At 66.5% G+C, this 24,361-nt stretch carries 19 protein-coding genes; 7 read left to right on the top strand and 12 right to left on the bottom strand.

Annotated elements, in window-relative coordinates; translation table 11 throughout:
- The first annotated feature begins 40 nt into the window (after positions 1–40).
- The 3 genes from AAYO93_RS14405 (at position 41) to AAYO93_RS14415 (ending at position 3,041) form a co-directional block, all read left to right on the top strand.
- Positions 41–1,063: a hypothetical protein gene (locus tag AAYO93_RS14405; RefSeq protein ID WP_345761861.1), complete on the top strand. Its 1,023-nt coding sequence runs from the start codon at positions 41–43 to the stop codon at positions 1,061–1,063.
- Positions 1,064–1,466: 403 nt separating this feature from the next.
- Positions 1,467–1,781 (top strand): hypothetical protein, encoded by a 315-nt coding sequence (locus tag AAYO93_RS14410; RefSeq protein WP_345761862.1) that lies wholly within the window; start codon positions 1,467–1,469, stop codon positions 1,779–1,781.
- Between the two features lie 33 nt (positions 1,782–1,814).
- The gene (locus AAYO93_RS14415; protein WP_345764895.1) at positions 1,815–3,041 is read left to right on the top strand and encodes a lipid II flippase MurJ; all 1,227 of its coding nucleotides are present in this window, start codon (positions 1,815–1,817) and stop codon (positions 3,039–3,041) included.
- 56 nt (positions 3,042–3,097) lie between these two features.
- Here the strand turns inward: AAYO93_RS14415 and AAYO93_RS14420 are convergent, their stop codons facing one another.
- From AAYO93_RS14420 to sucC, 10 genes are all read right to left on the bottom strand, one after another.
- Positions 3,098–4,906 carry an ABC transporter ATP-binding protein gene (locus tag AAYO93_RS14420; RefSeq protein ID WP_345761863.1) on the bottom strand — a complete coding sequence of 603 codons (1,809 nt, stop codon included), beginning with the start codon at positions 4,904–4,906 and terminating at the stop codon, positions 3,098–3,100.
- The gene (locus tag AAYO93_RS14425; protein ID WP_345761864.1) at positions 4,903–6,693 is read right to left on the bottom strand and encodes an ABC transporter ATP-binding protein; all 1,791 of its coding nucleotides are present in this window, start codon (positions 6,691–6,693) and stop codon (positions 4,903–4,905) included. The genes AAYO93_RS14420 and AAYO93_RS14425 overlap by 4 nt, the downstream gene beginning before the upstream one ends.
- Before the next feature lie 470 nt (positions 6,694–7,163).
- On the bottom strand, positions 7,164–8,390 hold the full coding sequence (ddaH, locus tag AAYO93_RS14430; RefSeq protein WP_345761865.1) for a dimethylargininase: 1,227 nt from the start codon (positions 8,388–8,390) through the stop codon (positions 7,164–7,166).
- 25 nt (positions 8,391–8,415) lie between these two features.
- Positions 8,416–9,495: a Glu/Leu/Phe/Val dehydrogenase family protein gene (locus AAYO93_RS14435; protein WP_345761866.1), complete on the bottom strand. Its 1,080-nt coding sequence runs from the start codon at positions 9,493–9,495 to the stop codon at positions 8,416–8,418.
- 92 nt (positions 9,496–9,587) lie between these two features.
- Positions 9,588–11,168, bottom strand: coding sequence for a bifunctional phosphoribosylaminoimidazolecarboxamide formyltransferase/IMP cyclohydrolase (purH, locus tag AAYO93_RS14440; RefSeq protein ID WP_345761867.1), 1,581 nt, complete (start codon positions 11,166–11,168; stop codon positions 9,588–9,590).
- Positions 11,165–11,758 (bottom strand): phosphoribosylglycinamide formyltransferase, encoded by a 594-nt coding sequence (purN, locus tag AAYO93_RS14445; RefSeq protein WP_345761868.1) that lies wholly within the window; start codon positions 11,756–11,758, stop codon positions 11,165–11,167. Before purN ends, purH begins: the two co-directional genes overlap by 4 nt.
- Positions 11,759–11,847: 89 nt before the next feature.
- Positions 11,848–13,101, bottom strand: a complete 1,254-nt coding sequence (locus AAYO93_RS14450; RefSeq protein WP_345761869.1) for a cell division protein PerM — start codon at positions 13,099–13,101, stop codon at positions 11,848–11,850.
- A gap of 94 nt (positions 13,102–13,195) precedes the next feature.
- Positions 13,196–14,578, bottom strand: a complete 1,383-nt coding sequence (locus AAYO93_RS14455; protein ID WP_345761870.1) for a hypothetical protein — start codon at positions 14,576–14,578, stop codon at positions 13,196–13,198.
- Between the two features lie 106 nt (positions 14,579–14,684).
- A complete protein-coding gene (sucD, locus tag AAYO93_RS14460) occupies positions 14,685–15,572 on the bottom strand; it encodes a succinate--CoA ligase subunit alpha (protein WP_345761871.1) in 888 nt (295 codons plus the stop codon).
- A gap of 11 nt (positions 15,573–15,583) precedes the next feature.
- Positions 15,584–16,747, bottom strand: a complete 1,164-nt coding sequence (gene sucC / locus AAYO93_RS14465; protein ID WP_345761872.1) for an ADP-forming succinate--CoA ligase subunit beta — start codon at positions 16,745–16,747, stop codon at positions 15,584–15,586.
- 247 nt (positions 16,748–16,994) lie between these two features.
- Between sucC and AAYO93_RS14470 the strand changes: the two genes are divergently transcribed.
- Together AAYO93_RS14470 and AAYO93_RS14475 are read left to right on the top strand one after the other, a co-directional pair.
- Entirely contained in the window at positions 16,995–18,440 is a 1,446-nt protein-coding gene (locus AAYO93_RS14470; protein WP_345761873.1) for a hypothetical protein, read from the top strand.
- 43 nt (positions 18,441–18,483) lie between these two features.
- The gene (locus tag AAYO93_RS14475) at positions 18,484–19,281 is read left to right on the top strand and encodes an oxygenase MpaB family protein (RefSeq protein ID WP_345761874.1); all 798 of its coding nucleotides are present in this window, start codon (positions 18,484–18,486) and stop codon (positions 19,279–19,281) included.
- A 27-nt stretch (positions 19,282–19,308) separates the two neighbouring features.
- Here AAYO93_RS14475 and AAYO93_RS14480 read toward each other — a convergent pair whose 3' ends face one another.
- Both AAYO93_RS14480 and AAYO93_RS14485 read right to left on the bottom strand, forming a co-directional pair.
- Positions 19,309–21,753, bottom strand: coding sequence for an ATP-dependent helicase (locus tag AAYO93_RS14480; protein WP_345761875.1), 2,445 nt, complete (start codon positions 21,751–21,753; stop codon positions 19,309–19,311).
- 66 nt (positions 21,754–21,819) lie between these two features.
- A complete protein-coding gene (locus tag AAYO93_RS14485) occupies positions 21,820–22,851 on the bottom strand; it encodes a glycerophosphodiester phosphodiesterase family protein (RefSeq protein ID WP_345761876.1) in 1,032 nt (343 codons plus the stop codon).
- A 62-nt stretch (positions 22,852–22,913) separates the two neighbouring features.
- Here AAYO93_RS14485 and AAYO93_RS14490 point away from each other — a divergent pair, with 62 nt between their 5' ends.
- Positions 22,914–23,474 (top strand): hypothetical protein, encoded by a 561-nt coding sequence (locus tag AAYO93_RS14490; RefSeq protein ID WP_345761877.1) that lies wholly within the window; start codon positions 22,914–22,916, stop codon positions 23,472–23,474.
- Positions 23,475–23,531: 57 nt separating this feature from the next.
- Positions 23,532–24,332 (top strand): Bax inhibitor-1/YccA family protein, encoded by an 801-nt coding sequence (locus AAYO93_RS14495; RefSeq protein ID WP_345761878.1) that lies wholly within the window; start codon positions 23,532–23,534, stop codon positions 24,330–24,332.
- Positions 24,333–24,361: the final 29 nt, after the last annotated feature.

Here is a 24,361-nt window from a genome sequence, read left to right on the forward strand (position 1 = left end):
GCAGGATCCCCTGGTCGCACGACGAGGAGGACGAGTCCAGATGTACGCCGAGGCACGACGAACCAGCAGGTCCGGCGCGCACACGCCCACCGAGTTCGACCGCATGGACGAACTGGCAGGCCGTTTCGGCACCCCGCTCCTCGTGCTCGACCCGAACCGGGCGCGCATCCGATATCGCGAACTACAAGCGGCGTTCCCGTTCGTGCGGTTCCACTACGACGCGAGCGCGCTCGCCCATCCCGCTGTGATCACAGCGATCGCCGAGTGCGATGGGTTCTTCGAGGTCTCCGAAGAGGGCGCGCTCGCGGCGGTCCTGGCCTCCGGGGTCGATCCGGTGCGGGTGGTCCACACCCATCCGGTGAAGCATCCGCAGGACCTGCTGGCCGCCTACAACGCCGGCGTGCGCATGTTCGTGGTCGATTCGCAGACCGAGCTGGAGAAGTTCGTCGGCTACCCGGATGATGTCGCACTGATCCTGCGTGTGCGTTTCCCTGATGCGCGCGAACGCCGCGTGCCGACGATCGTCCACGGCATCGCGATCGACGAGGCCGCGAGCGCGGTGCGGTTCGCTGACAGTCTCGGCGTGCGCGTCGACGGGTTCAGTCTCCATCTCGGCGGTCACCGAGGCGCGCAGCCGTACGCCGCGGCCATCGCGCGAGCGCTCGGCCTGATGGTCGAACTCGAGAACGCTCTCGCGCGCCGGTTCGACATTCTCGACCTCGGCTCCGACTTCCCCGCGGCCGCGCACGGTTCGGCGGTCGAACTCGCAGAGGTCGCCCGCGCCGTCCGCACCCTTCTGCTGCCGATGAAGGACCGGCTCACGGTACTGGCCGAACCCGGGCGCCTCGTCGCATCCCGATGCCTGACCCTGGTGACCGACACCTCGCACAGCACCGTCGATTCAGCAGAGGCCAGCGAGTCGATCGATGCCGGCGCAAGCCTCGTCGTGGTCGACGGTCGCCGGGATGAGTCCGGCGCCTTCTTCCGCGTCCTCACCGACACGCGTCACCGAATCTTCCACTCCGGACGGCAGTCCCTCGAGACCCGGGCGGCGGCGGGCTGACTCAACCCCACCCTCCGCAGCCTCGGTGGCGGGAGCACCTGGTCCCATCGCTCCCCGCCTTGCACGACGGAACGCCCTTCCCCGGCTTCGGGAAGGGCGTTCTGCTCTGTCGTGTGGCAAATGCGGACCCTGGTCCCAGGTGAGCACCTCACCAATATTCGTGATTTTCTTCGCCGTCGCGTGATCATCGCCGGTCGCGCGCGTGCCCCTTTATGAGCACTCAGTTGGGTGCTTCGTCTCGTTCGGTCCCCGACCGATCGTAGGCGAAAACCAAAGGGACGGAATCCTCTCGGCGTGCAATTCAGCGCAAACGGCGAAAGCCCTTCAGGGTTACGCGATCACCCGCAAGAAGGAGCGGGAACTGAGCCGTCAAATTACCAGTAGCCGTCGACATATTTCGAGCATGGCTGTGGCGACCTTGTTTTCGGGATCGACGGGATTCCTTCGGAGCATTGTCGTCGTGCTGCTCATCGGCGGTACCAGCGTCGCTGTCGGCGGTCAGGCTTTCGCGGTAGCGAATGAGCTGCCTACCAACGTGTACGACCTGGTTGCCGGCGGTCTACTCGGAGCGATTCTTGTGCCAGAGATCGTTCGATCAACCAAGGCCCCCGGCGGTGGAGATCTCGATCGCCTCCTCACGCTTACGATCGTCGGGGCATTGCTCCTGACGCTCGCGTTGACCTGGCTCGCGCCCGCCCTGGTACGTGGTTTTGCCTAAGGGTGGCCCGAGCGTTGGATCTCGTTGGCGACAATGATGGCCTACTGGTGCATCCCGCAAGTCTTCTTCTTCGTGGTATTTTCGGTGCTCGGACAGATCCTGAACGCTCATCGCGTCTTCGGGCCATACGCATGGGCACCGATCGCCCTCAATGTCGTCTCGGTTCTCGGCCTCGGTCTCTTTGCCCTCATCTTTCCGAGAGAAAACGCCGCGGTTGGGCAGTGGACACCCACCATGGTGGCACTTCTCTGCGGGACAGCGACTCTCGGAGTTGCCGTCCAGTCAGCGATTCTCCTTCCGGCGCTTCGTCGCATCGGCTTCCAGTTCGGCTTTCGAGGGCTGAAAACAACCGGTCGCACCGCCGGGCTCGCATTCGTTGGGGTCCTAGCGGGACAGGCGGCCTACCTCGTCGTAAGCAATGTCGCGAACCTCAGCGGCGCGCGCCTACACGATGCCGGCACTGTTGGAGCAAGTCTCAATTCGCTGAACAACGCCTACCTCGTGTCCCTACTCCCACACGGCGTTCTCGTGGTCGCGATCAGCACTTCTCTGTTCACCCAGGTGAGCCACAGCGCCGCCTCACGAGATTTCGACACTGTAGCTGCCGACACTGTCAACTCGACCAGCCAGATTGCATTCGTCTCAGCGTTGTTCACAACGATTTTCATCACGAGCGGAACACTCATCGGGAGCGTGCTGTGGAACTCTCCCGTCATCGGAAGCGTTCTCGTTCTCTTATCGATAGGGATGACCGGGTTCAGTCAGACGTATGCAATGAACCGCTCCGCACTTGCCCTCCGGTCGGGTTCCAGCGTGTTGGTGACACAGACCACAGTCGCTCTCATTACCGCCCTGAGCGCGGGCGCAGCCCTCCTCGTGCCGGTGGCGATGGCCGTCCCGGTCATCGCCACCGGAATTTCTGTCGCCAATCTCGTCGGCGGACTTGTCAGCACCGCGCTGGTTACCCGCACCCTCAGAAAACTAGGTGTTCAGATCACCACCGCATCGCTCCTCCGCCCACAACTCTCGATGACGCTCAGCTCGATTGTCGTGTCGTCTCTCGGTTTCGCTGTGGTCAATACGGGAATCGGAATCCCAGAGAATTGGTGGGTACGTGCCGGACTCCTGGTCACCGTTGTGATTCTCACACTTCTCGCAGTACTCACGTCCGCCTGGTTGACCAACGGCGGCCTGGCGCGAAACTGGAGCAGAGCGATCTGGAAATCGATGGTCCGATTCGTTCAGCGAGAAACGCAGTAGTTCAACTTCGTCGGAGCAGCCCACCCGCCTCCGGGGTCGGGCGGGCTGCTCTCGGATCAGACCAGCGAGTCGCGCCACGCGGCGTGGAGCTGCGCGAAGCGTCCCGTGCCGCCGATCAGGTCGTCCGGCGTGCCGTCTTCGACGATCCGTCCGTGCTCCATGACCAGTACGCGATCGGCGATGGCGACCGTCGACAACCGGTGCGCGATGATCACCGCCGTCCGGTCGGCGAGCAGAGTCTGGAGCGCCTGCTGCACCAGCCGCTCGCTCGGGATGTCGAGCGAACTGGTCGCCTCGTCGAGGATCAGCACCGACGGGTTGGCGAGGAACGCGCGCGCGAACGAGATGAGCTGGCGCTGCCCGGCCGAGACACGACCTCCTCGCTTGTTCACGTCGGTGTCGTAGCCGTTCGGGAGCCCGCGGATGAAATCATCCGCGCCGACTGCTGCGGCCGCCTCGATGATCTCCTCGCGCGTCGCGTCCGGCTTGCCGAGAGCGATGTTGTCCGCGACCGAGCCGCTGAACAGGTACGCCTCTTGGGTCACCATCACGATCGCGCGACGGAGGTCCTTCGGATGCAGGTCGCGCAGGTCGACGTCGTCGAGGCGCACCGTACCGCTCGACGGGTCGTAGAACCGCGAGATGAGCTTCGCGAGCGTCGACTTGCCGGCGCCCGTCGACCCGACGAGTGCGATCGTCTGCCCGGCGGGGATGTCGAGCGTGAAGTCAGGCAGGATGACCCGGTCCTTCTTGTACGCGAACCGAACGTCGTCGAAGAACACGTGGCCGCGCGACTCCCAGAGGTCGACCGGTCGCGAGGGATCGGGAACCGTCGGCTCCTCCTCGAGCACGCCCGAGATCTTCTCGAGTGCCGCTGCCGCCGACTGGTAGGAGTTGTAGAACATCGCCATCTCCTCCATCGGGTCGAAGAAGCGCCTGGTGTACAGCAGCGCCGCGAGCAGCGCACCGATCGCCAGCTGGCCGTCGGCCACCCGGAACCCGCCGACGAGCAGGACGATCCCGACGGTCACATTGCCGATCATCACGAGTCCGGGGTCGAAGATCCCGAACAGCTGGATGACCCGCGCGTTCACATCGCGATAGTCCTCGACGAGGCCGCCGAACTCCTTCTCGTTGCGCTTTTCTTTGCGGAACGCCTTGACGGCGCGGATCCCCGTCATCGTCTCGACGAAGTGGACGATCAGCTTCGCCGAGGCGACCCGCGAGATGCGGAACAGCTTCTGCGAGCGCACCTGGAACCAGCGCGTCAGGAGGTACAGCGGCAGCAGCGAGCACACCAGGACCACGCCGCTCACCCAGTCGAGGGTGAACATCGCGATCGCGATGAACAGCATGTACAGGAAGCCCTGGACGAGCTGGTTGATACCCGAGTCCAGCAGCTCGCGGATCGAATCGAGGTCGCTCGTCTGGCGGGAGATGATCCTGCCGGACGTGTACGACTCGTGGAACTCGAGGCTCAGCTTCTGGGTGTGCAGGAAGACGCGCTTGCGCAGGTCGATCAGGATCGCCTGGCTGATGCGCGCACTCAGCACGGTGTACCAGGCGATGAGCCCAGCCCCGATCACACCCGTGATCATGTAGGCCAGACCGGCCGCCGCAACCGGGAACCAGTTGTTGTCGATCAGCGCGGGCAGGCCGTTGTCGATCCCGAACGCAATGATCGCCGGGCCCGCGACCTGCGCGGCAGTGCTGACGACGACGACGATCATCGTCAGCACCAGTCGCATGCGCAGCGGATGCAGCAATGAGCCGAGCAGACGCAGCGAGCGCTGTCGGATCTGGCGGCTCTCGGACTTCGTGAAGTCGTTGCGTTCTTCGCCCTCGACTCCAACTACGGTCGTCACAGGTTCGCCTCCTGAAGGATGTCTTCGGTTTCTTCGTCCTCGAGGCTCGAGATGACGAAACGGTAGTGCTCGCTGGTCATGAGCAGATCGTGGTGGGTGCCGACGGCGGTGATGCGTCCGCCCTCGAGGAGCGCGACCCGGTCGGCGAGCATGACGGTCGACGGACGGTGGGCCACGACGAGCGCAGTGGTGGCCGCCAGGACCCGCCGCAAAGCAGCCTCGACGAGTGCCTCCGTGTCGACGTCCAGCGCGGAGAGCGGGTCGTCGAGCACGAGCACGGACGGCTTGGCCGCGACCGCGCGCGCGAGCGCCAGCCGCTGCCGCTGCCCACCGGACAGGCTCAGCCCCTCTTCACCGACTTTCGTCTCGGTGCCGTCCGGAAGGTCGTAGACGAACCCGGCCTGCGCGATCTCGAGCGCCTCGGTCAGCTGCGCATCCGCCTCAGCCGAGTTCACGTCGAGGTCGTCGCGCCCCAGCAGGACGTTCTCACGCACGGATGCCGAGAAGAGCGTTGCGTCCTCGAACGCCATGGCGAGGTACCTGCGGAGGTCGTACCGGGTGAGGTCACGCACATCCACACCATCGATCCGGATGCTCCCACCGGTCACGTCGTAGAGGCGCGTGGTGAGCGCGGTCAGGGTCGACTTGCCGGAACCGGTCAGTCCGACGAGCGCCATGGTCTCCCCGGGCTCGACTGTGAGATCGATCCCATCGAGCAGGTCCGGGAAGCGCTCGGGCGAGTCCTGGTAGCGGAAGTGGACGTTGTCGAAGACGAGCTCACCGCGAGGTTCCGCGATCGTCTTCGGGTTCTCGGGATCGGTGATCGAGTTGACGGTGTCCATCACATCGAAGAACCGGTCCGCAGCGGTCCGGGTGTCGAAGGTCATCGACAGCAGGAAGCCGATGGACTCCACCGGGAACCGCAGCACGGTCGCGGTCGCGAAGAACGCGACGAGCTCACCGACGGTCAGCTGGCCTTGTGCCGCGAGCCAGACGCCGACCACCAGGCACAGGCCGAACGCGACGTCGGGCACGAGCAGCAGCCACAGCCAGATGCCCGCGATCGCTTTCGCCTTCTCGATCTCGGTTCCGCGAAGCTGCTCGGCCTGCGTCTCGAAGTTCTTGAGGGCGTGCTTGCCGCGGCCGAACGCCTTCAGGACGCGGATGCCGTGGACCGACTCCTCGACCGCGGTCGCGAGATCGCCGGCCTGGTCCTGGCTGCGACGTGCGATCGTCGAATATTTACCCTCGAAGATGAACCCGTAGATCCACACCGGGATGGAGCAGACCAGGAAGATCAGCCCCAGCAGCCAGTTCCAGACGATCAGGATGCCGAAGCCGACGACGATCGTGATCACGTTCACGACGATCAGCACCAGGCCGAACGAGATCCAGCGGCGGATCAGGTTCAGATCGCTCACGGCGCGCGAGAGCAACTGGCCGCTCGGCCAGCGGTCGTGGAAGCCGACGGGCAGGTCCTGGAGCTGCGCGTAGAGGCCGTTGCGCATCTTGGCTTCGACGTGGGTTCCTGGCGTGAGCACGAACCAGCGACGGAGCGAGATGAAGACCGCTTCGGCGGCCCCGAGGCCGACGACGAGCAGCGCGGCCGGCCAGACCTGCGAGGCGTCGCCGGTGGCGAGCGGGCCGTCGACCAGCCAGCGGAGCACCTGGGGGATGCTCAGTGCGACGAGGCTCGCGAGAAGCGCGGCGACCATGCCGAGCATGATGCGCGGCAGGGCCGTCTTCGCGAACGGGAAGATGCGCATCAGTGTGCGGAACGTGCCCATGGCGGGCGCGGATTCTCGGGGTGGGTGCTGGTGTCCAGCTGGTGCAGACATAGGAGACCGGTTTCTTGTGAGATGTGGCGGTGGAGCTGTGTGGAGTGATTCGGGTCGGCGAAGCGCCGGAGAGCGCGCTGAGGCGCCGGACGAAGGGTCGGTATGGCAGGTCCGTCGCGGACCCGGATCGAATGCCGGCCGGAGGCCGGAAGAGCGCTGGCCTCGGGGACTTACCGGGCTGCTTCGAGTGCCGGGGACGCAATCGGACGCTGCCGGAGGGCGCCCGTGACAGCACCCTCGAACACGACCGCGGTCGGTGTGGTGGTTTCTGTCTTCATGGCGTCCTCCTGAGCCCGTATGTTGATCACGTCGGTGGCCGCCGTGGGCTGTTTTCAACCCGAAGCAGCCTTACAGCTTATAACTGCAAGACCGCTGAGTGCAAGATCAATTTCGGGTGTGCGGAGCACGCCCCGACTCGTTCAGCCGCGGATGCGGATGGAGAGGCAGGTCACGCAGCCTTCGAGCTTCTCGAATTCGCTGATGTCGACCGTGATGACGGAGTAGCCGAGGTCTGCGATGAGGGCTGCCGACTGCGGCGCCGAAGCCGACATGAGAACAGTGTCGTCGGACAGCACCACGACGGCAGTCCCGTGCGCCTCGGGCACAGCGAGGAACCGGCCGAAGACAGACGGGTCGTCGACGAGTGGTTCGTAGCCGATGACCGTGCCGTCCGGCAACGCGGTGACGGCAGTCTTGAGGTGCAGCGCCTTCGTCACCGGCACGGCGACCACGGTGTATCCGAGCGGCGTGACGAGCGCCCGCAGCTGACGGATACCGTCGGCGTTCGTGCGGCCACCGCGGCCGACGAATACGGTCGAGCCGACCTTCAGGACGTCGCCGCCATCCAGGGTTCCGGGCTCCTGGATGCGCTCGATCGCAAGACCCTGCGCCTGGAGCACAGCCTCGGTGCCGGTGGTCTCGTCACGACGCGAATCGGCGCCCGGGCGGGTGATCACGGCCGTGTCGCCGAAGACGACCGCCGTGTCCTCGACGAAGACGGAGTCGGCGAGTGCGTCCGCGGGTGAGACCTCGACGGTCTCCCAGCCGGCCGCGGCAAGCGCAGCGACGTAGCCGTCCCACTGCTGGTCGGCACGCTCCGCGTCGACCGGCTCGCGTTCGATGTGCGTGGTGAGTCCGTCGACCAGGTTCGATGCCGGGATGCGGACGAGCGCGATCCGGGAGCCGGAACGAGCGCGACCCGAGTAGTCCACGAACCGCTTGAAGAGCCACCGGCCGAAGGTCGGCGTGAGCGACGTGACCAGGACGGCGAACAGCAGGTTGACCCCGACGAGGGATGCGATCACGAAGCCGAGGAGAGCGCCGGAGATCGCGTTGCCTGCGTTCAGTGCCAGGATCAGCGTGTTCAGGAACGGCGCGATGACCGCGACCAGGAAGCCGGCGATCAGTGCAGTCCACCAACGGGCGAACGCACCGATCACACCGGCGACCAGGAGCAGGATGAACGCGAAGACGCTCGCCAGCGAGAAGTAATCGCTGACCTGGACGATCGTCGACCAGGACGGACCAGTCGTGCTCGCGAGGTTGCTGACCGTGAACGCCAGGACCATCGAGACGTGCACGATGAACGCGATGACGAAGGCGGACAGAGCGGAAGCAACGAGCCTGCGGCCCAGCGAGTTGGTCATGAGGATCAACCCTAGCGGAGCGTTTCTATGCGTTGGCTGGTTCGCGCAGGCGAGCGAGCGCGATGTCGTCAGCGGCCTCGAGGGTCGTGATACCGCGCTCGCGGGCGACCGCGAAGATGTGCGAGACGATGTCGCCGATACCGTCCACCCGCTCGCGCGTGGCCTCGGCCGACGGCTGGTCCTCGTTCATCATCGAGAGGAAGATCACGCCGCCGGCGTTGACCACGAAGTCGGGTGCCCAGATGATTCCGCGCGCGCGGAGGCGCTCTGCCCCACTGCGAGCAGCGAGCTGGTTGTTGGCGGGGCCTACGACGGCCTTCACGCGAAGTTCATCGATCACCTGGTCGGTGAGGACTCCGCCGACACCGGCCGGCACGAAGAGGTCGCCTTCGACGCGGTGCGCCGACTCCGGCTCCACCCAGGTCGCACCCAGCGTATCCGCCAGCGCACGCTTCACCGGGTTGACGTCGGTGACGGTCAGCACGGCTCCTTCTGCTGCGAGACGCATCGCGAGGATCGAGCCGACGTGACCGAGACCCAGCACGGTGATGCGCCGGCCGGCCACCTCACGGCTGCCGAATACCTCCTCGAGCGTGGCGAGCAGCCCGGCGTAGACGCCGGCAGCGGTCGCATCGCTCGGCTCCCCGACGCCGCCTTCCGAAGACGGAAGTCCGCAGACGTGGCTGGTGCGCGTCGCGACCACGGCCATGTCCTCGGCGGACGTGCCGACATCCTCTGCCGTCATGTAGGTGCCGCCCAGGCTCTCGATCGCGTCTCCCAGGTCGAGCATCGCCGCGCGGCGCTCCTCAGCCGTCAGCACAGTTCCGCGAGGAACATAGATCACCGTCTTGCCGCCGCCACGGTTGAGCCCGGCGGCAGCGTTCTTCATCGTCATTCCCTCGGCGAGGCGCAGCGAATCGTTGAACGCCTCGACCCAGTTGTCGTACGTCCAGACGCGGCATCCGCCGAGCGCCTGCCCGAGAACAGTCGAATGCACCGCAATGCTGATGGTCAGACCGCTCCTTTCCCCTCTGACGACGAGCACTCGCTCGTGGGGAAGGTCTGCGCCGGTCGTGGCGGTCAGGTCGATGGGCATGGCGGACATCGTTGTCTCCTCGTGGGATCGTGACAGTAGTTAGTGGCCTGGTGGGCCGATGCTATTGTGCCATCTTCCGGTCGGAGTTTCGCCCACAATGATCAGTGGAAGAAGTGGCGCTCCCCGGTGAAGTACATCGTCACTCCGGCCTCCTTCGCCGCAGCGATGACCTCCTCGTCACGGATCGACCCGCCCGGCTGCACGATCGCCGCGACACCCGCCTCGATGAGGATGGTCGGGCCGTCGGCGAACGGGAAGAACGCATCGGAGGCTGCGACCGACCCTGTGGCCCGGTCGCCGGCGCGAGCCACGGCCAGGTTGCACGAGTCGACGCGGTTCACCTGTCCCATGCCGACTCCGACCGAAGCACCGTCGTGGGCGAGGAGGATCGCGTTCGACTTGACGGCGCGGCACGCTTTCCACGCGAACTCGAGGTCGGCGCGGGTCGCGGCATCGGCTTCCGCCCCGGCGACGAGCTGCCAGGCGTCGGACGAGAACTCGTCGAACCGATCCGAGTCCTGCACCAGCACGCCTCCCGAGATCTGACGGAACTCGGTGAGCGGCCGCGCGTAGCCTGCGGGCAGCTGAAGCAGGCGAAGGTTCTTCTTGGTCTGCAGCAGCTCGAGCGCTTCGGGCTCGAAGTCGGGCGCGATCAGCACCTCGGTGAAGATGTCCTTGACGGCTCGCGCCATCGCGAGGCTCACGGTACGGTTCGCGGCGATGACACCGCCGTAGGCCGATACCGGATCGCAGGCGTGGGCCTTGGCGTGCGCATCCGCCACATCCGCACCGACTGCGATGCCGCACGGGTTGGCGTGCTTGATGATCGCGACAGCCGGCTCCGCGAAGTCGTATGCGCTGCGCAGGGCGGCGTCGGCATCGACGTAGTTGTTGTACGACATCTCCTTGCCGCCGAGCTGCGTGGCCTGCGCGATACCGCGACCCGCAGGGTCGACGTAGAGGGCTGCCGACTGGTGAGAGTTCTCTCCGTAACGCAGCGTCGCCTTCAGTTCGGCCTCGACCTCGAAGCGCTCGTGCCAGTCGTCGGTCGACGGGGTCTCACCGGCGAACCAGGCCGCCACAGCCGCGTCGTAGGCGGCCGTGTGGGCGAACGCCTTGACCGCGAGCTCGCGACGCAGTTCGAAGGTGGTGCCTCCGGTCGTGATCGCCTGGAGAATGCGCGGATAGTCGGCCGGCGAGACGACGATCGCGACGTTCGCGTGGTTCTTCGCAGACGCCCGCACCATCGCAGGTCCCCCGATGTCGATCTGCTCGACGACGTCGTCGCCGACGGCTCCCGAGGCGACCGTCTCGACGAACGGGTAGAGGTTGGAGACGACGAGCTCGAAAGGCTTGATGCCCAGTTCGGCGAGCTCTGCTTCGTGCGAAGCGAGCCGCAGGTCGGCGAGGAGCCCCGAGTGGATGCCGGGATGCAGCGTGCGCACACGACCGTCGAGGTGTTCGGGGAAACCGGTCACGCTCGCGACATCGGTCACCGGATGACCGGCCTCGCGAATCCGGATCGCGGTCGTGCCGGTTGCGACGATCTCGACGCCGGCCTCGACGAGGGACGCGGCGAGCTCGATGAGCCCGGTCTTGTCACTGACCGACACGAGAGCACGGCGCACCGGCACGAGGTCGCGTTCTCGGTAGAGGCTCGGGTCGTGACGGGGTCCGCTCATGCTCGTGCAAGCTCCTTGAGGTCGATGTATCCGTTGGCGATGTCGAGTACGGCCTGGACCAGCAGGCGGCGCTCGACGGGTTTGATGCGTTCGTGCAGGCTCGTCTCGGTATCACCGGGAAGTACCGCCACGCGCTCCTGACTGATGATCGGACCCGCATCGACGCCGTTGTCGACGACGATGAGGCTCGCACCCGTCTCCGTCGCCCCGGCTGCGAGGGCGTCGCGCACGCCGTGCGCGCCCGGAAACTCTGGGAGGAACGCTGGATGCGTGTTGATCAGCCGCGGTGAGAGGGCAGCGACCACACGGGGTGGCAGAAGCCGCATGAACCCGGAGAGGATCACCAGGTCGGGACCCCACTGCAGGATCTGCTCGAGAAGCGCATCCCCCCACTCCTCGCGACCGCCGAACGACGAGAACGGAACGGTGAACGACGGGATGCCGAACTCCTCGGCGAATGCGAGGCCCTCGGCGTCGCGATCGGCTCCGATGGCGACGACGCGAGCCGGGAATTCGGCGTCTTCAGACGCTTCGAGCAGTGCGCGCAGGTTCGACCCGCCGCCGGAGATCAGGACCACGAGCGAAAGCACGCTCCCAGCCTACCGGTCGCCGTCGGGCCGCAGAGACGTGGCCGAACCGCGTCCGGCGAGCGTACCGGTCCGCGATCGCGGACACGGGCTCAACGCCGTATCCGGCCTACAGCCAGCATTCCGATACCCGCGGCGACCGCGATCTCCGCCGCTGCGATCAGCCCGACCATCCACGGATTCGGGCCGACGTCGTGGAGGCGACCGGGACCCAGCGAACCCGAGGACCACCATGCGAGCAGGCCGAGTTCGATGCCCGCGACGATACCGACGCCGACCGCGGTCAGGAAGACCCAGCCCGTGCCGTGGACGGCTGCGGAGCGGTTCACATGCGACCGGAGCAGTATCGCCGCGAGGAACCCGGCCAGCAGCGGAACCAGCAGGCCGAGGAATCCGAACGCGAGGCCGCCCGTCGGCAGTACGCCGAAAAGCGGGACGGTCGGGATGGGACCCAGCTGCGTCGCCACGGGCCCGACCGACGATCCGGTTCCGATCGCGAAACCGGGACCGATCAGCCAGGCCGCCGTCCAGATGACGAAATTGGGGATGAACGCCGCCTGGGCGACCGTCAGCGCTGCGCCCCCGAGCGCGCCGCTCTGCAGACGTTCGTACAGGCCGACGACCGAGCCGAAGTCGACGATGACGAGGACGGTGAGCACGAGTGCCGCGCCCGCGATGACGAGAGCTGCGGCCGCGGTACCGCCACGTGCTGCGGCCGCGGCTCCGGAGCGGAACGCCGGAGGAAGCGCATCCATCCGCATCCGCAGTGATGAAGCGAGGCGACCCGCCCGCGGGACCGGCGAGGTCTCGGACAGCGTAGCCCGACGCATCCGCTCGCGCCGCGCCAGCCCTGCGCCGATGCCGATCGCGATACCGATCGCATAGACGAACGGCGGAAGCGCGATGCCCTGCCACAGTGACGGGTGGACCAGAGCGCTCGCCGAGGTGAGCGTCACGATCGCGGAAAGCGCCGCGAACACCGCCAGCGCAGTGACGACACCGGTCACACGGTAGGCGGTCTCGGATGCGCGGAGCCCTGTGCGTACGCCGAACGCGGCAGTGAACAGGGCGAAGCCGAGGGCGGCGATGGTGATCTGGAACGGCACCGCTGCAGCGGGCAGTCCCAGCGTGGCCGCCGTCACCGGGTCGAGGGCGATCGTGAGGTTGACACCGTGCCCGACCAGCCAGATGTCACCCGCTGCACGCCAGAAGATGAACCAGTCGACAGCGAGGTGATACTGCGCGGCCCAGAGGATCGTCAGTGGAACCAGGGCAATGCCGAGGCCGACCGCTGCGACGATGACCGCCTCGAGGGCTGCGAGCAGGGCGACGGTTGTGCGATTCATCTCCGCTGGAGCCTACCCGCCGAACGGCGGAGCGCTCGGCAGACACTTCGTGCGGTCGGCGAGCTCCCGGCAAGCCCTCCGCCGCAGCGCCGACTCAGCCTGTCGTGACGACCGGAGTGTCTTCGTCGGCAGCCTTCGGCACGGTCGCAACGGGGCGCTCGACGAGTTCCAGGATGGCGATCACCAGCACGGCGATCACCAGCGTCCAGATCGTGAGAGCCGGAGTGATCGGCCGCACGAAGAGCACGATGGCGGAGGCGATCACGGCCACGATCACGCGCAGGAGCACCCTCTGCGTGTAGAGCCACTCCCCCACGCGGCCGGTAGTGATCCCGTGCTCCTCGGCGACGGTGCGCAGGCGTGTGGCCCCGGACGCGTAGAAACCCCGGAGCTTTCGCGGTACCTCGAAGGGTCCGGCGAACCAGCTGACGACGGCGACGACGATCGCGAGCACGAGCACTGCCACGGTCGTCTCCTGCATCATCGCCACGACGGTGTTGAACAGGGTGCGAGCGACGCCCGACGGCAGCAGTGCGGGGGACGCGGACGCGATGAAGATGACGCGACCGATCGCGAAGCCTGCCGCGACGATGATCATCGACAAGGCGAGCGCGATGGCCGCCCAGATGAGGGCGACCGACCTGCGGCGCGCGACGAGAACACCTGCGGCGAGGAATGCGATGGCCACCCAGGGCAGCCAGGCACCAGCGACAAGCGCGACGTTGTAGGCGAGCTGAACGGTGGGAATCGCATCGGACTGGGCGACCGTGATAGTCCGGTCGATGGTCGGGATCTGCGACGCGAAGGTGATTCCCTGACTGACGAGTGTGGACTTCACCTGCTCGATGATCGGTTTGAGCTGGATGCCGATCGAGCCGTCGGATCCGATCGCGATCGCCGCCTTGGGATCGTTCTGCATCGTCGCGACGAGTTGCGCGTGGCTCAGTTTGAGCGCAGCCGTCCAGACGTCAGCGAAGGCGTTCGATGTCACGAAATTGTTGACAGCGGTATGGATCAGCCCCTGGATGCCCTGAGCGGCCGGGCCCTTCAGAGCTTCGAGCGCCCGCGTGGCAGCGGGACCGGTGCCCAGAGAGGTGATGCCGTCGATCACGTCACTCGTGAGCTGCTCGACGTTGACCTGCTGGTTGATGATGTCGACGACCTGGTCGGTGATGTATGCCTGGACCGCGGGATCCTTCGCGAGCGGCCCATAGGTCGCGACGAAGGTGTTGGTGTCGGTCAGCTGGACTTTCGCCCATGAGGCGACCACCGCGACCGGTGCGAGGATGGCGCCGATCAGAATGAGGACGGTCGCGAGCAGGGTCCAGCCCCAGCCCCGTTTCTTCTTCAGCGGCGGCAGGGGAACGGGTTCGAGCACGACCTCAGGGCCGCCGGCTTCGTGCAACCGGAGGGCTGCGTTCTCGGCCTCGAGGTCCTCGATGCGCTTCATCAGGTCTGCGTTGGTCGGTCGAGCCATGTCGATTCCCCTTCACCCGGTGATGCTCACTGTAGCGCTGAGGTATGCTCCGGGGCACGAAAAAAGGCCCTGCGGAATTCCGCAGGGCCCTATTCGAATCGAGACGTCAGAGCGACGCGTACACCTCGCGGAGAAGTGCGGCGGTCTCGCTCGGCGTCTTGCCGACCTTGACTCCGGCGGCCTCGAGGGCCTCCTTCTTCGCCTGGGCGGTTCCGGCCGAACCGGAGACGATGGCGCCGGCGTGGCCCATCGTCTTGCCCTCGGGAGCGGTGAAGCCGGCGACGTAGCCGACGACCGGCTTGGTCACGTTGGCCTTGATGAAGTCGGCCGCTCGCTCTTCGGCGTCGCCGCCGATCTCGCCGATCATGACGATCGCCTTGGTCTCAGGGTCGGCCTCGAACGCGGCGAGGGCGTCGATGTGGGTGGTGCCGATGATGGGGTCGCCGCCGATGCCGATCGCGGTCGAGAAACCGAGGTCGCGCAGCTCGTACATCATCTGGTAAGTCAGGGTGCCGGACTTCGAGACGAGGCCGATCGGACCCTTGCCCGTGATGTTCGCGGGGGTGATGCCGACCAGCGACTCACCGGGGGTGATGATGCCGGGGCAGTTCGGACCGATGATGCGGGTCTTGTTGCCCTTGACCTTGGCGTAGGCCCAGAACTCGGCCGAGTCCTGCACCGGGATGCCCTCGGTGATGACGACGACGAGCGGGATCTCGGCGTCGATCGCTTCTACGACGGCGTCTTTGGCGAACGCCGGCGGGACGAAGACGATCGACACGTCGGCGCCGGTCTTCTCGATGGCCTCGACGACCGTGCCGAACACGGGGAGCTCGACAGCACCATGGGTGACGGTGGTGCCGGCCTTGCGGGCGTTGACGCCGCCGACGACCTGGGTGCCCGACTTCAGCATGAGGGCGGTGTGCTTGGTGCCCTCACCGCCGGTGATGCCCTGGACGATGACCTTGGAATCCTTGTTGAGGAAGATAGACATTGTTGTCGTCCTTACTTTGCAGCCAGTTCGGCGGCCATGTCGGCGCCTTCGTCCATGGTGAGTGCGAGGGTGACCAGCGGGTGGGCGGCCTCGGTGAGGATGCGTCGGCCCTCGTCGACGTTGTTGCCGTCGAGACGGACGACCAGCGGCTTGTTCGCCTCGTCGCCGAGGATCTCCAGCGCCTTCACGATGCCGTTCGCGACGGCGTCGCAGGCGGTGATGCCGCCGAAGACGTTCACGAACACGCTCTTGACCTGAGGGTCGTTGAGGATCACGTCGAGCCCGGCCGCCATGACCTCAGCGGATGCGCCGCCGCCGATGTCGAGGAAGTTCGCCGGCTTCACGCCGCCGTGGTTCTCACCGGCGTAGGCGACGACGTCGAGGGTGCTCATCACGAGCCCCGCCCCGTTGCCGATGATGCCGACCTCGCCGTCGAGCTTCACGTAGTTCAGGTCGCTGGCCTTCGCCTTCGCCTCCAGCGGGTCCGCAGCAGCCTTGTCTTCGAGCGCACCGTGGTACAGGTGGCGGAACCCGGCGTTCTCGTCGAGAGTGACCTTGCCGTCGAGCGCGATGATGTCGCCCTCCTCGGTCAAAACGAGCGGGTTCACCTCGACCAGCGTCGCGTCCTCGCCCTTGTACACGTCGTAGAGCTTCACGAACACATTCGCGACCTTCTCCACCAGTTCATCCGGGAAGCCGGCGGCAGTCGCGATCGCGACAGCCTTGTCGTAGTCGACGCCCACGATCGGGTCGACCTCGATGCGAGCGAGAGCCTCGGGCTTCTCCACCGCGAGCTGTTCGATCTCCATGCCGCCTTCGACGCTCGTCAGCGACAGGTAGGAGCGGTTGGCCCGGTCGAGGAGAACGGAGAAGTAGAACTCCTGCGCGATGCGGGCACCGCCGGCGACCATCACCCGACGGACCACGTGCCCCTTGATGTCGAGACCGAGGATCGCCTTCGCGGCCGCCTCCGCCTCGTCCGGGTTCTTCGCGACCTTCACACCGCCGGCCTTGCCGCGGCCTCCGACCTTGACCTGGGCTTTGACGACCACCACACCACCGAGCTTCTCGGCTGCTGCGCGCACCTCCTCCGGAGTATCCGCGACGATGCCCGGAAGAACCGGAACCCCGTACTGTTCGAACAGGTCTCTGGCCTGGTACTCGTAAAGATCCACGGTTATCCAATCCGCTGGTGCCGGCGCGCGCTCGTGGCGCCATCAATGTCCGTATTTTCGGCGAATTCCGGCCGAGATAGCTCGACGCCGAGACAAATTCGCCACTGAGAACTCTATCCTCTCCGACTGGACGCCGGCGCACCGGCCTGTGGATGCCGTCTCCTCCACAAGACGGCCGGCAGCCACCCTGTCCACATTTCGCCTCCGGGCAGCGCCGACAGCTTTCGCGACGTCGGACGCTGGGACCATGTCACAACGAATCTCAGTCCTCGTCACCGCGGTCGCGGTGGCCGGTTTCATGCTCTTCTCCATCCTCGTCAGCTCGCTGGGCGCGCTGGCCCTCTCTGCGACCGGACCCGCCGTCGGCTTCCGATCGTCTGACGGATACTGGCTGGGCTCGTACCAGCTCGACGACGGCACCCGTGGGTTCTGCCTCGAAGCGGGCAAGACGTGGCCCGTCGGCCGGAGCACCGAACTTGTCGAGGGAGCGAGCCTCGGCTGGTTCACCAGTGCCGACGCCGCCCGCCTTGCCTACATTTCACGCACCTGGGCGATGTCAGACGACCGGGTCACGGCTGCCGGCGGCCAGCTCGCGACCTGGATCATCGCGGGACTGGGAGGTCACACCGAGCAGGAGCTCGCGTCCCGTGCCGGAGCCGACAGGGATGCCGTTCTCGCCCGGGCGCGTGCGATGGTGGGCGAGGCGACGAGCGAAGCGACGGCGTCCGTTGCAGCGAGTGCGGTGCTCGAACTCTCCGAGAGCGGGCCCGGCCGGCTCAGGGCCGAACTGAGGACCGAGTTGCTCGACGGGACCCTGGCGAACGTTCCGGGGGGACGGCACCGCGGGGCCGTAGAGCTCGTCGGCGCCACTTTCACCGACGGCTCGACCTCGTCTGAGATTGTGAACGGCACTGACGTCGAGGTCTTCCCGGTCTCGTCGGAGCCGACGATCGAGGTCGAGGCCACGGTTCGGTTCACGGAGCTTCCGTTCGGCGACCGCCTTCTCGTCGGCAGGTCCGGTGAGGAAGTGCAGGCACTCCTGATCTCCACACCCGCCTCCGCCGCAGCGTCGACCTCGGTCACCGGGGTCGGCGTCTCGCCGCGACCGATGCAGCCGGTCGTCACCACCCGCACCAGTCATCCGACGGCCGCACCGGGGGCGAGGGTCAGCGATCTCCTGCAAGTGGATGTCCTCGCCGGCGACGGCCTGCTTCCATCGTGGGGAGTGTTCGACGACGACAGCGGGATGTCCCCCATCATTGTGACCGTGGAGAGTTCGCTCCTCGGGCCGTTCGACTCGCCAGTCGAGCGATCGACGGCGATCCCGGCAGGCGCTCCTACCGTGTGCACCGTTTCGACGCAGGTATCGGGTCCGGGTGAATACCGAACGCCTGAGTGTGCGCTCGAAGACGCGGGCTACTACGTCTGGGTCGAGCGCATCGATCCCGGATCGGTGCCTGCCGAACAGGGCGGATCCCGAATTCGTCCCTGGCAGTCGGATTTCGGAGTGGCCTCCGAAGTGACTCTCGTCGAGGGCCCCGCGATGGCCACCGCGATGCTCGCCCAGACCGGCACACGCAACGAATACCTGGCACCCCTAGTCGCCGGCCTGACGATCGCCCTCGGTGTCGATCTGCTCGTTCTCGGCGTCGTCCGCGGCCGTCGGCGGTCGACTCGCAGCGTCCTCGGATGAATCCGCTGGCATGATTGACCGCACCACCGGAGGGAGGCGGGACATGGGCAGACCACTTGGGGCACGCGATGTCGGCGCCGAGGCTGTACTGGTCGCGGGTGGCGGGCGCGCGATCCTCCTCCAGATCGCCCACCCTGCGGTCGGTCGCGGTGTCGTCGACCACAGCGATTTCGCTGCGGATCCGCTCCGTCGCCTGCGCGCCACTCTCACCTTCGCGTACGCGGCGGTCTATGGCTCGCCAGACGAGGTGCTCGCGGTCCAGCGCGCGGTCAATCATGCTCATGCACCGGTTCACGCCGCGGACGCCGCACCGGACGGCCCGGCGTACAACGCGTTCGATCCGCACCTCCAGCTGTGGGTCGCCGCGACTCTCTACGACTCGGCCGTCACCGTGTACGAACGTACCTTCGGCCCGATCGACGCCGAATCGGCCGACCGAATCTTCCAGGAGTATTCGGTCCTCGGCACAGCCCTCCAGGTTCCACCACATCTCTGGCCCAAAGACCGGCACGAGTTCGCCGCCTACTGGGCTGAGACGCTCCCGACACTCAGAGTCACCCCGGCAACGCGGGCGGTGGCGTACCAGCTCCTGCACTCCCGGAACCTTCCGCTGTGGCTGCGAGTGGTGATGCCGGTGGCCCGGCTGGTCACTGCGGGCCTCCTGCCGACCCGGGTGCGGGTCGAATTCGGCCTGCCGTGGAACGCCCGCCGGCAGCGTCGATTCGATCGGCTCATGCGACTGACCGCCTCCGTCTACCCGTACCTGCCGGGCTGGCTCCGACACCGTCCGCGCAACATTCTGCTCGGCCGGCTCCGCCGCTCCATCCGGGCGGCAGCCTGAGGCATCGGTTCAGGGGTGCGGCGAACCTCAGAGTTTCTCGATCGGTGCGATCTTGATCAGCAGCTTTTTCGTGCCGGCCTTCTCGAACTGGACGTGCGCGACACGCTTCGTGCCCTCGCCCGTCACGGCCGTGACGCGACCGTCGCCGAAGTCGGTGTGACGGATCCGGTCCCCGGCGCTCAGTTCGAGGTCGCCGTTGTCGCGCACGGTCGCCGTGATCCGGTTGGGCCACTCGACCTTGGGTCGATCCAGCGCCGGCGTCGAGAATCCACGCTGGCCCGTCTCCTCGCCCCATCGGGAACCGGGCCGGCGGGCGTTCAGCGCACGCGGCTGCGTGCCACCCCGGCTCGTCGCGGTGCCGGGAGACTGTTTCCAGTCGATCAGGTCGGCCGGGATCTCCTGGAGGTACCGGCTCGGCATGGCCACCGCCGTCTCGCCGAACTGGGCCCGCGTCATCGCCAGCGAAAGGAAGAGACGCTTCTTCGCGCGCGTGATCCCCACATAGAAGAGCCTCCGCTCCTCAGCGGGTCCACCCGGTTCGCCGGCCGACATCCGGTGCGGGAGAAGGTCTTCTTCGACACCGGTCAGGAACACCGCGTCGTACTCGAGCCCCTTGGCCGTGTGCAGCGTCATCAGCGAGACCGTGCCACTCGAGTCGTCGATCTCGTCGGCCGCCGCGACCAGCGAGACCTCGGTGAGGAAGTCGATCAGCCCGCCGTCCGGGTTGTTGCGTACGAACTCCTTCGTGACGGCGACGAGTTCTTCGACGTTCTCGGCCCGCGCCTCGTCCTGCGGATCGCGGCTCGACCGCAGAGCCTCGAGGTACCCGCTCTCGTCGAGCAGAAACGAGAGCACGTCCGCCACCGGTGAAGCTCCGGCCGGCGCGTTCGGGTCGGCCTTCACCGCTGCCTCGTCGAGAAGTGCCGACAGCTTCAGGATCGCGTTCGTGACCTTCGGGCCCAGCCCGAGCGAGGCCGCGTCGCGCATGGCGTCGCGGAACGTGATGCCGTTGTCGCCCGCATAGCTGGCCAGCTGGGTCTCCGTCGCCGGGCCGATCCCCCGCTTCGGCGTGTTCAGGATGCGCCTCAGCGCGAGCATGTCGTCAGGGTTCGCCACCGCGATGAGGTAGGCCATCGAATCTTTGATCTCGGCCCGCTCGTAGAACTTCGTGCCACCCATGATTCGGTACGGCAGCGCCGATCGGATGAAGATCTCTTCGAGCGCCCGTGTCTGAGCGTTCGTGCGGTAGAACACGGCGATATCGCGATATGCCATGCCGTTCGAGTGCAGCTTCTCGATCTCGTCGGCGACGAACTGCGCCTCGTCGTGGCCGGAGTACCCGGTGAACCCGACGATCTTCTCGCCGTCGCCGACGGCGGTCCAGAGTTTCTTGTCTTTGCGGTCGAAGTTGTTCGCGATGACCGCATTGGCCGCGCTGAGGATGTTCTGGGTCGATCGGTAATTCTGTTCGAGGAGGATGACATTCGCACCGGGGAAGTCCCGCTCGAACTCGACGATGTTGCGGATGTCCGCGCCGCGGAAGGCGTAGATGGACTGGTCGGAATCGCCGACGACAGTCAGCGAGGCTCCCGGGATGACGCCCACCGCATCCTGCAGAGACTTCACGTGAAGTCCCTGCTGTTCCAGATCGTCGGCGATCGCCGGAGCGATCGGCATCGTGAGCTCGCGGATCAGGGAGTACTGCGCGTGGTTGGTGTCCTGGTATTCGTCGACCAGGATGTGGCGGAAGCGCCGCTGATAGAGGGCGGCCACCCGCGGGAAGGCACGGAACAGAAAGACGGTCTCGCTGATCAGGTCGTCGAAATCGAAGGCGTTCGCCGAACGGAGTGCGCGGGTGTACTGACGGAAGATCTCGAGGAACATCACCTCCTGCGGATCGCTGAGGTTCGCCGAACGGGCGTAACTCTCGATGTCGGAGAGCTCGTTCTTCAGTTTGGAGATCTTGCCCGCCACTCCGGCGACCGTGAAGCCGAGCGTGTCCGCGTCGAGCTCCTTGACGATGCGCTTGATGAGGGCGCGGGTGTCGCCGGAGTCGTAGATCGTGAAGTTGGCAGTCTTGCCGAGTGACTCGGCCTCGCGGCGGAGGATGCGCACGCACGCCGAGTGGAACGTCGAGATCCACATGCCGTCGGCGGTGCCCCCGAGCAGCGCCTGGACGCGCTCACGCATTTCGGACGCAGCCTTGTTCGTGAAGGTGATCGCGAGGATCTGGCTCGGCCACGCCTCGCGCCGGTCGATGAGGCTGGCGATGCGGCGGGTGAGCACACTCGTCTTGCCCGAGCCCGCGCCGGCGACGATCAGAAGGGCCGGCCCGCGATATTCGACGGCCTGCCGCTGCTGCGGGTTCAGACCGTTCAGGAGCGCGTCATCTGCCGAAGGTGCTGACCGCCCGTCGAGGATGATGGGGGTTGCGGACGGGGCGGAAGGGTCCGAATCGAAAAGGCTCGTCATGTCTTCAACGATTTTAGTCGCCACCACTGTCAGCGGCGTCCGGCCGTCCACCGATCCTTGCGGGGTTCAGCCGCCGTCCCTGACCGCCACGGCGAGGTCGGGCTGGTCGGCGAAGACGCCGTCGACTCCCGACCGCATGATCAGAGAGAATTCCGTGCGCCAGTCCCCCCAGGCCGAATCGGCCTCGCCGCGACGGAAAGCCTGGGGAAGGAAGTGGTTCTCCGGCCTGAGCGTCCAGCAGAACACCCGGAGACCCGCGGCGTGAGCGGTGTCGACGAGCTCCGAGGTCGGGTCGCCGTCCTCGTCCACCTGCTCCGGAGTGAGCACCATCGAGAGGTCGACACTGACGCCTTCCACCCGATGCGCCGCTTCCGCCGCACCGAGGGCGTAGAGTCCGACAGCCGTGAGGTCCTGGTCGTAGCCTGCGGCGTCGGAGCCCTGCGCGGCGATCCGATCGGCCGGCGCACCGGAGGACTCGACGAGGTAGAACCTGCGCCCCCGGTACCCGCGATGGTAGAGCTTCGAAAGCACCGTCTTCTCGAAGCTCTCGACGATCAGTTCCGGATTGTCGCCCCACCCCGTGTCCGACAGTTCGGCGTCGACGAGCTCGTCGAGGGGAAGCCCGATCGATTCGAAGTATGTCGCGTGCTTGAGTTCCGCGACGATACCGAGCAGCCTGGCCGCATCATCCGACGCCCGATCGACGATATCGATGAGATCCCGGAACCGCAGCAGCGGGTAGTGGCGGTCGAAACTGGCGCTCGCCTGCCGCAGGAACGGCACCCGCTCCCTGGCGCGAAGCGTCGCCAGCTCCGCCCAGGTGAAATCCTCCGTGAACCACCCCGTGATCACGACCCCGTCGATCTCCTTCGTGGAGCGACGGCCGGCGAATTCGGGATGCGCGGCCACGTCGGTCGTTTCGGAGATGTCGTTCTCGTGCCGGATCACCAGCACCCCATCGCGGGTCGCGACCAGGTCGGGCTCCACTGCATCCGCCCCCAGAGCGAAGGCAAGCTCATAGGCGGCCCTCGTGTGCTCGGGTCGATAGCCGGGCGCACCCCTGTGCCCGACCACGAGCGGATATGAATGCGCACGCATGGACAGATAATAGCTGCGGGATCCTGACGGTCACCTGCTCATCCGAGTGCCAGAATCGTTTCGTGTCCGAGTCCGATCCCCAACCGCGATGGCGGGAGCCGGCATCCCTGCTCCCCCTCCACTGGGGCGCCTATCGCCCGCGACTGGTCTCGGGGCTCGCCGCAATCATGATCGGCACCGCGTGCATCCAGCTGACGAGCGCGTACAGCCTGCTCTTCCTGCTCGCGGGGTCTCTCATCCAGCCTGCAGGGTGGGCCGTCCTCCCCGCCCCCATCGGCCGCCGGGTGGCGGTCGTCCTCCCCGCGCTCGGGTTCACCTGGCTCATGCTCGGAGGGGCATCCTTCGCCTGGTGCTTCGTCGTACCGCTCGCCGCATGGCTCCTCGTTCGGCTCCGTCCGGCGATCTGTTACGTCGTGCTCGTCCTGCCGATCGCCTGCGGCATCGTTCTCTCGGGCGTGATCGCCGACTACAGCGGCTCCTGGATCTCATTCACGATCGGCAGCCTGGTCACCGTGGCAGCTGCGTGGGCGGCCCGCGGAATCGCGGTCTGGTGGTCGACGCACGCACCGCGGAGCGTCAGATCACGGCAATCTGTCAGCCCCCGCGACGGCGGACTCGACTAGATTTGAGGCAAAGCCGTTCAGCGGCCTTCCCGGTCCCACAAGGTGAGCAGAGGAACCATGGCACTCGACAACCCCGCATTCTCGCGGAACAAGGCGTTCGCTTCCGAGGCGAAGACGACGACCGCCACCGCCGCTCCGAGCGCTGAGGCGCTCCAGCAGCTGTATGAATCGCCCGCCGCGTCGTCGCACGACACGGGTCGGATGACGGTCGAAGACACGATCGTCAAGACGGCGATCAGCTTCGTGCTGCTCGTCGCAGGCGGTGCGGTCGGCTGGGCCTTCCCGGCCCTCTGGGTCCCTGCCGCGTTGGTCGGATTCGCTCTCGCTCTCGTCAACATCTTCAAGAAGAAGCCGTCGGCCCCGCTGGTTCTCCTCTATGCCGCAATCGAGGGCGTGTTCGTCGGCGCCGTCTCCGGTGTCTTCGAAGCCAAGTGGGAGGGCATCGTCGTCCAGGCCGTCCTGGCGACGGTCGCCGTGATCGCGGTGACCCTGGCACTCTTCGCGAGCGGCAAGATCCGCGCATCCGCGCGAGCCACGAAGGTCTTCCTCATCGCCATGGTGGGATACCTCGTCTTCTCGGTCATCAACCTGGTGCTCATGTGGACGGGCGCGAACACCAACCCGTTCGGCCTGCGCGGTTCCGTCGAGATCTTCGGCATCCCGCTCGGGCTGGTGCTGGGCGTCCTCGTCGTCATCATGGGCGCCTACTCGCTGGTGCTCGACTTCGACTACATCCAGCGCGGAGTCGCCAACCGGGCACCACGTGAGTACGGCTGGAGCGGCGCCTTCGGCATCATGGTCACCGTCGTCTGGCTGTACCTCGAGATCCTCCGCATGTTCGCGATCGCGCGAAACTAGCGACCTGATCGATGAAGAAGGCCGGTGCG

This window comes from Diaminobutyricibacter sp. McL0608 (genome assembly GCF_039613825.1).
Classification (GTDB): domain Bacteria; phylum Actinomycetota; class Actinomycetes; order Actinomycetales; family Microbacteriaceae; genus Diaminobutyricibacter.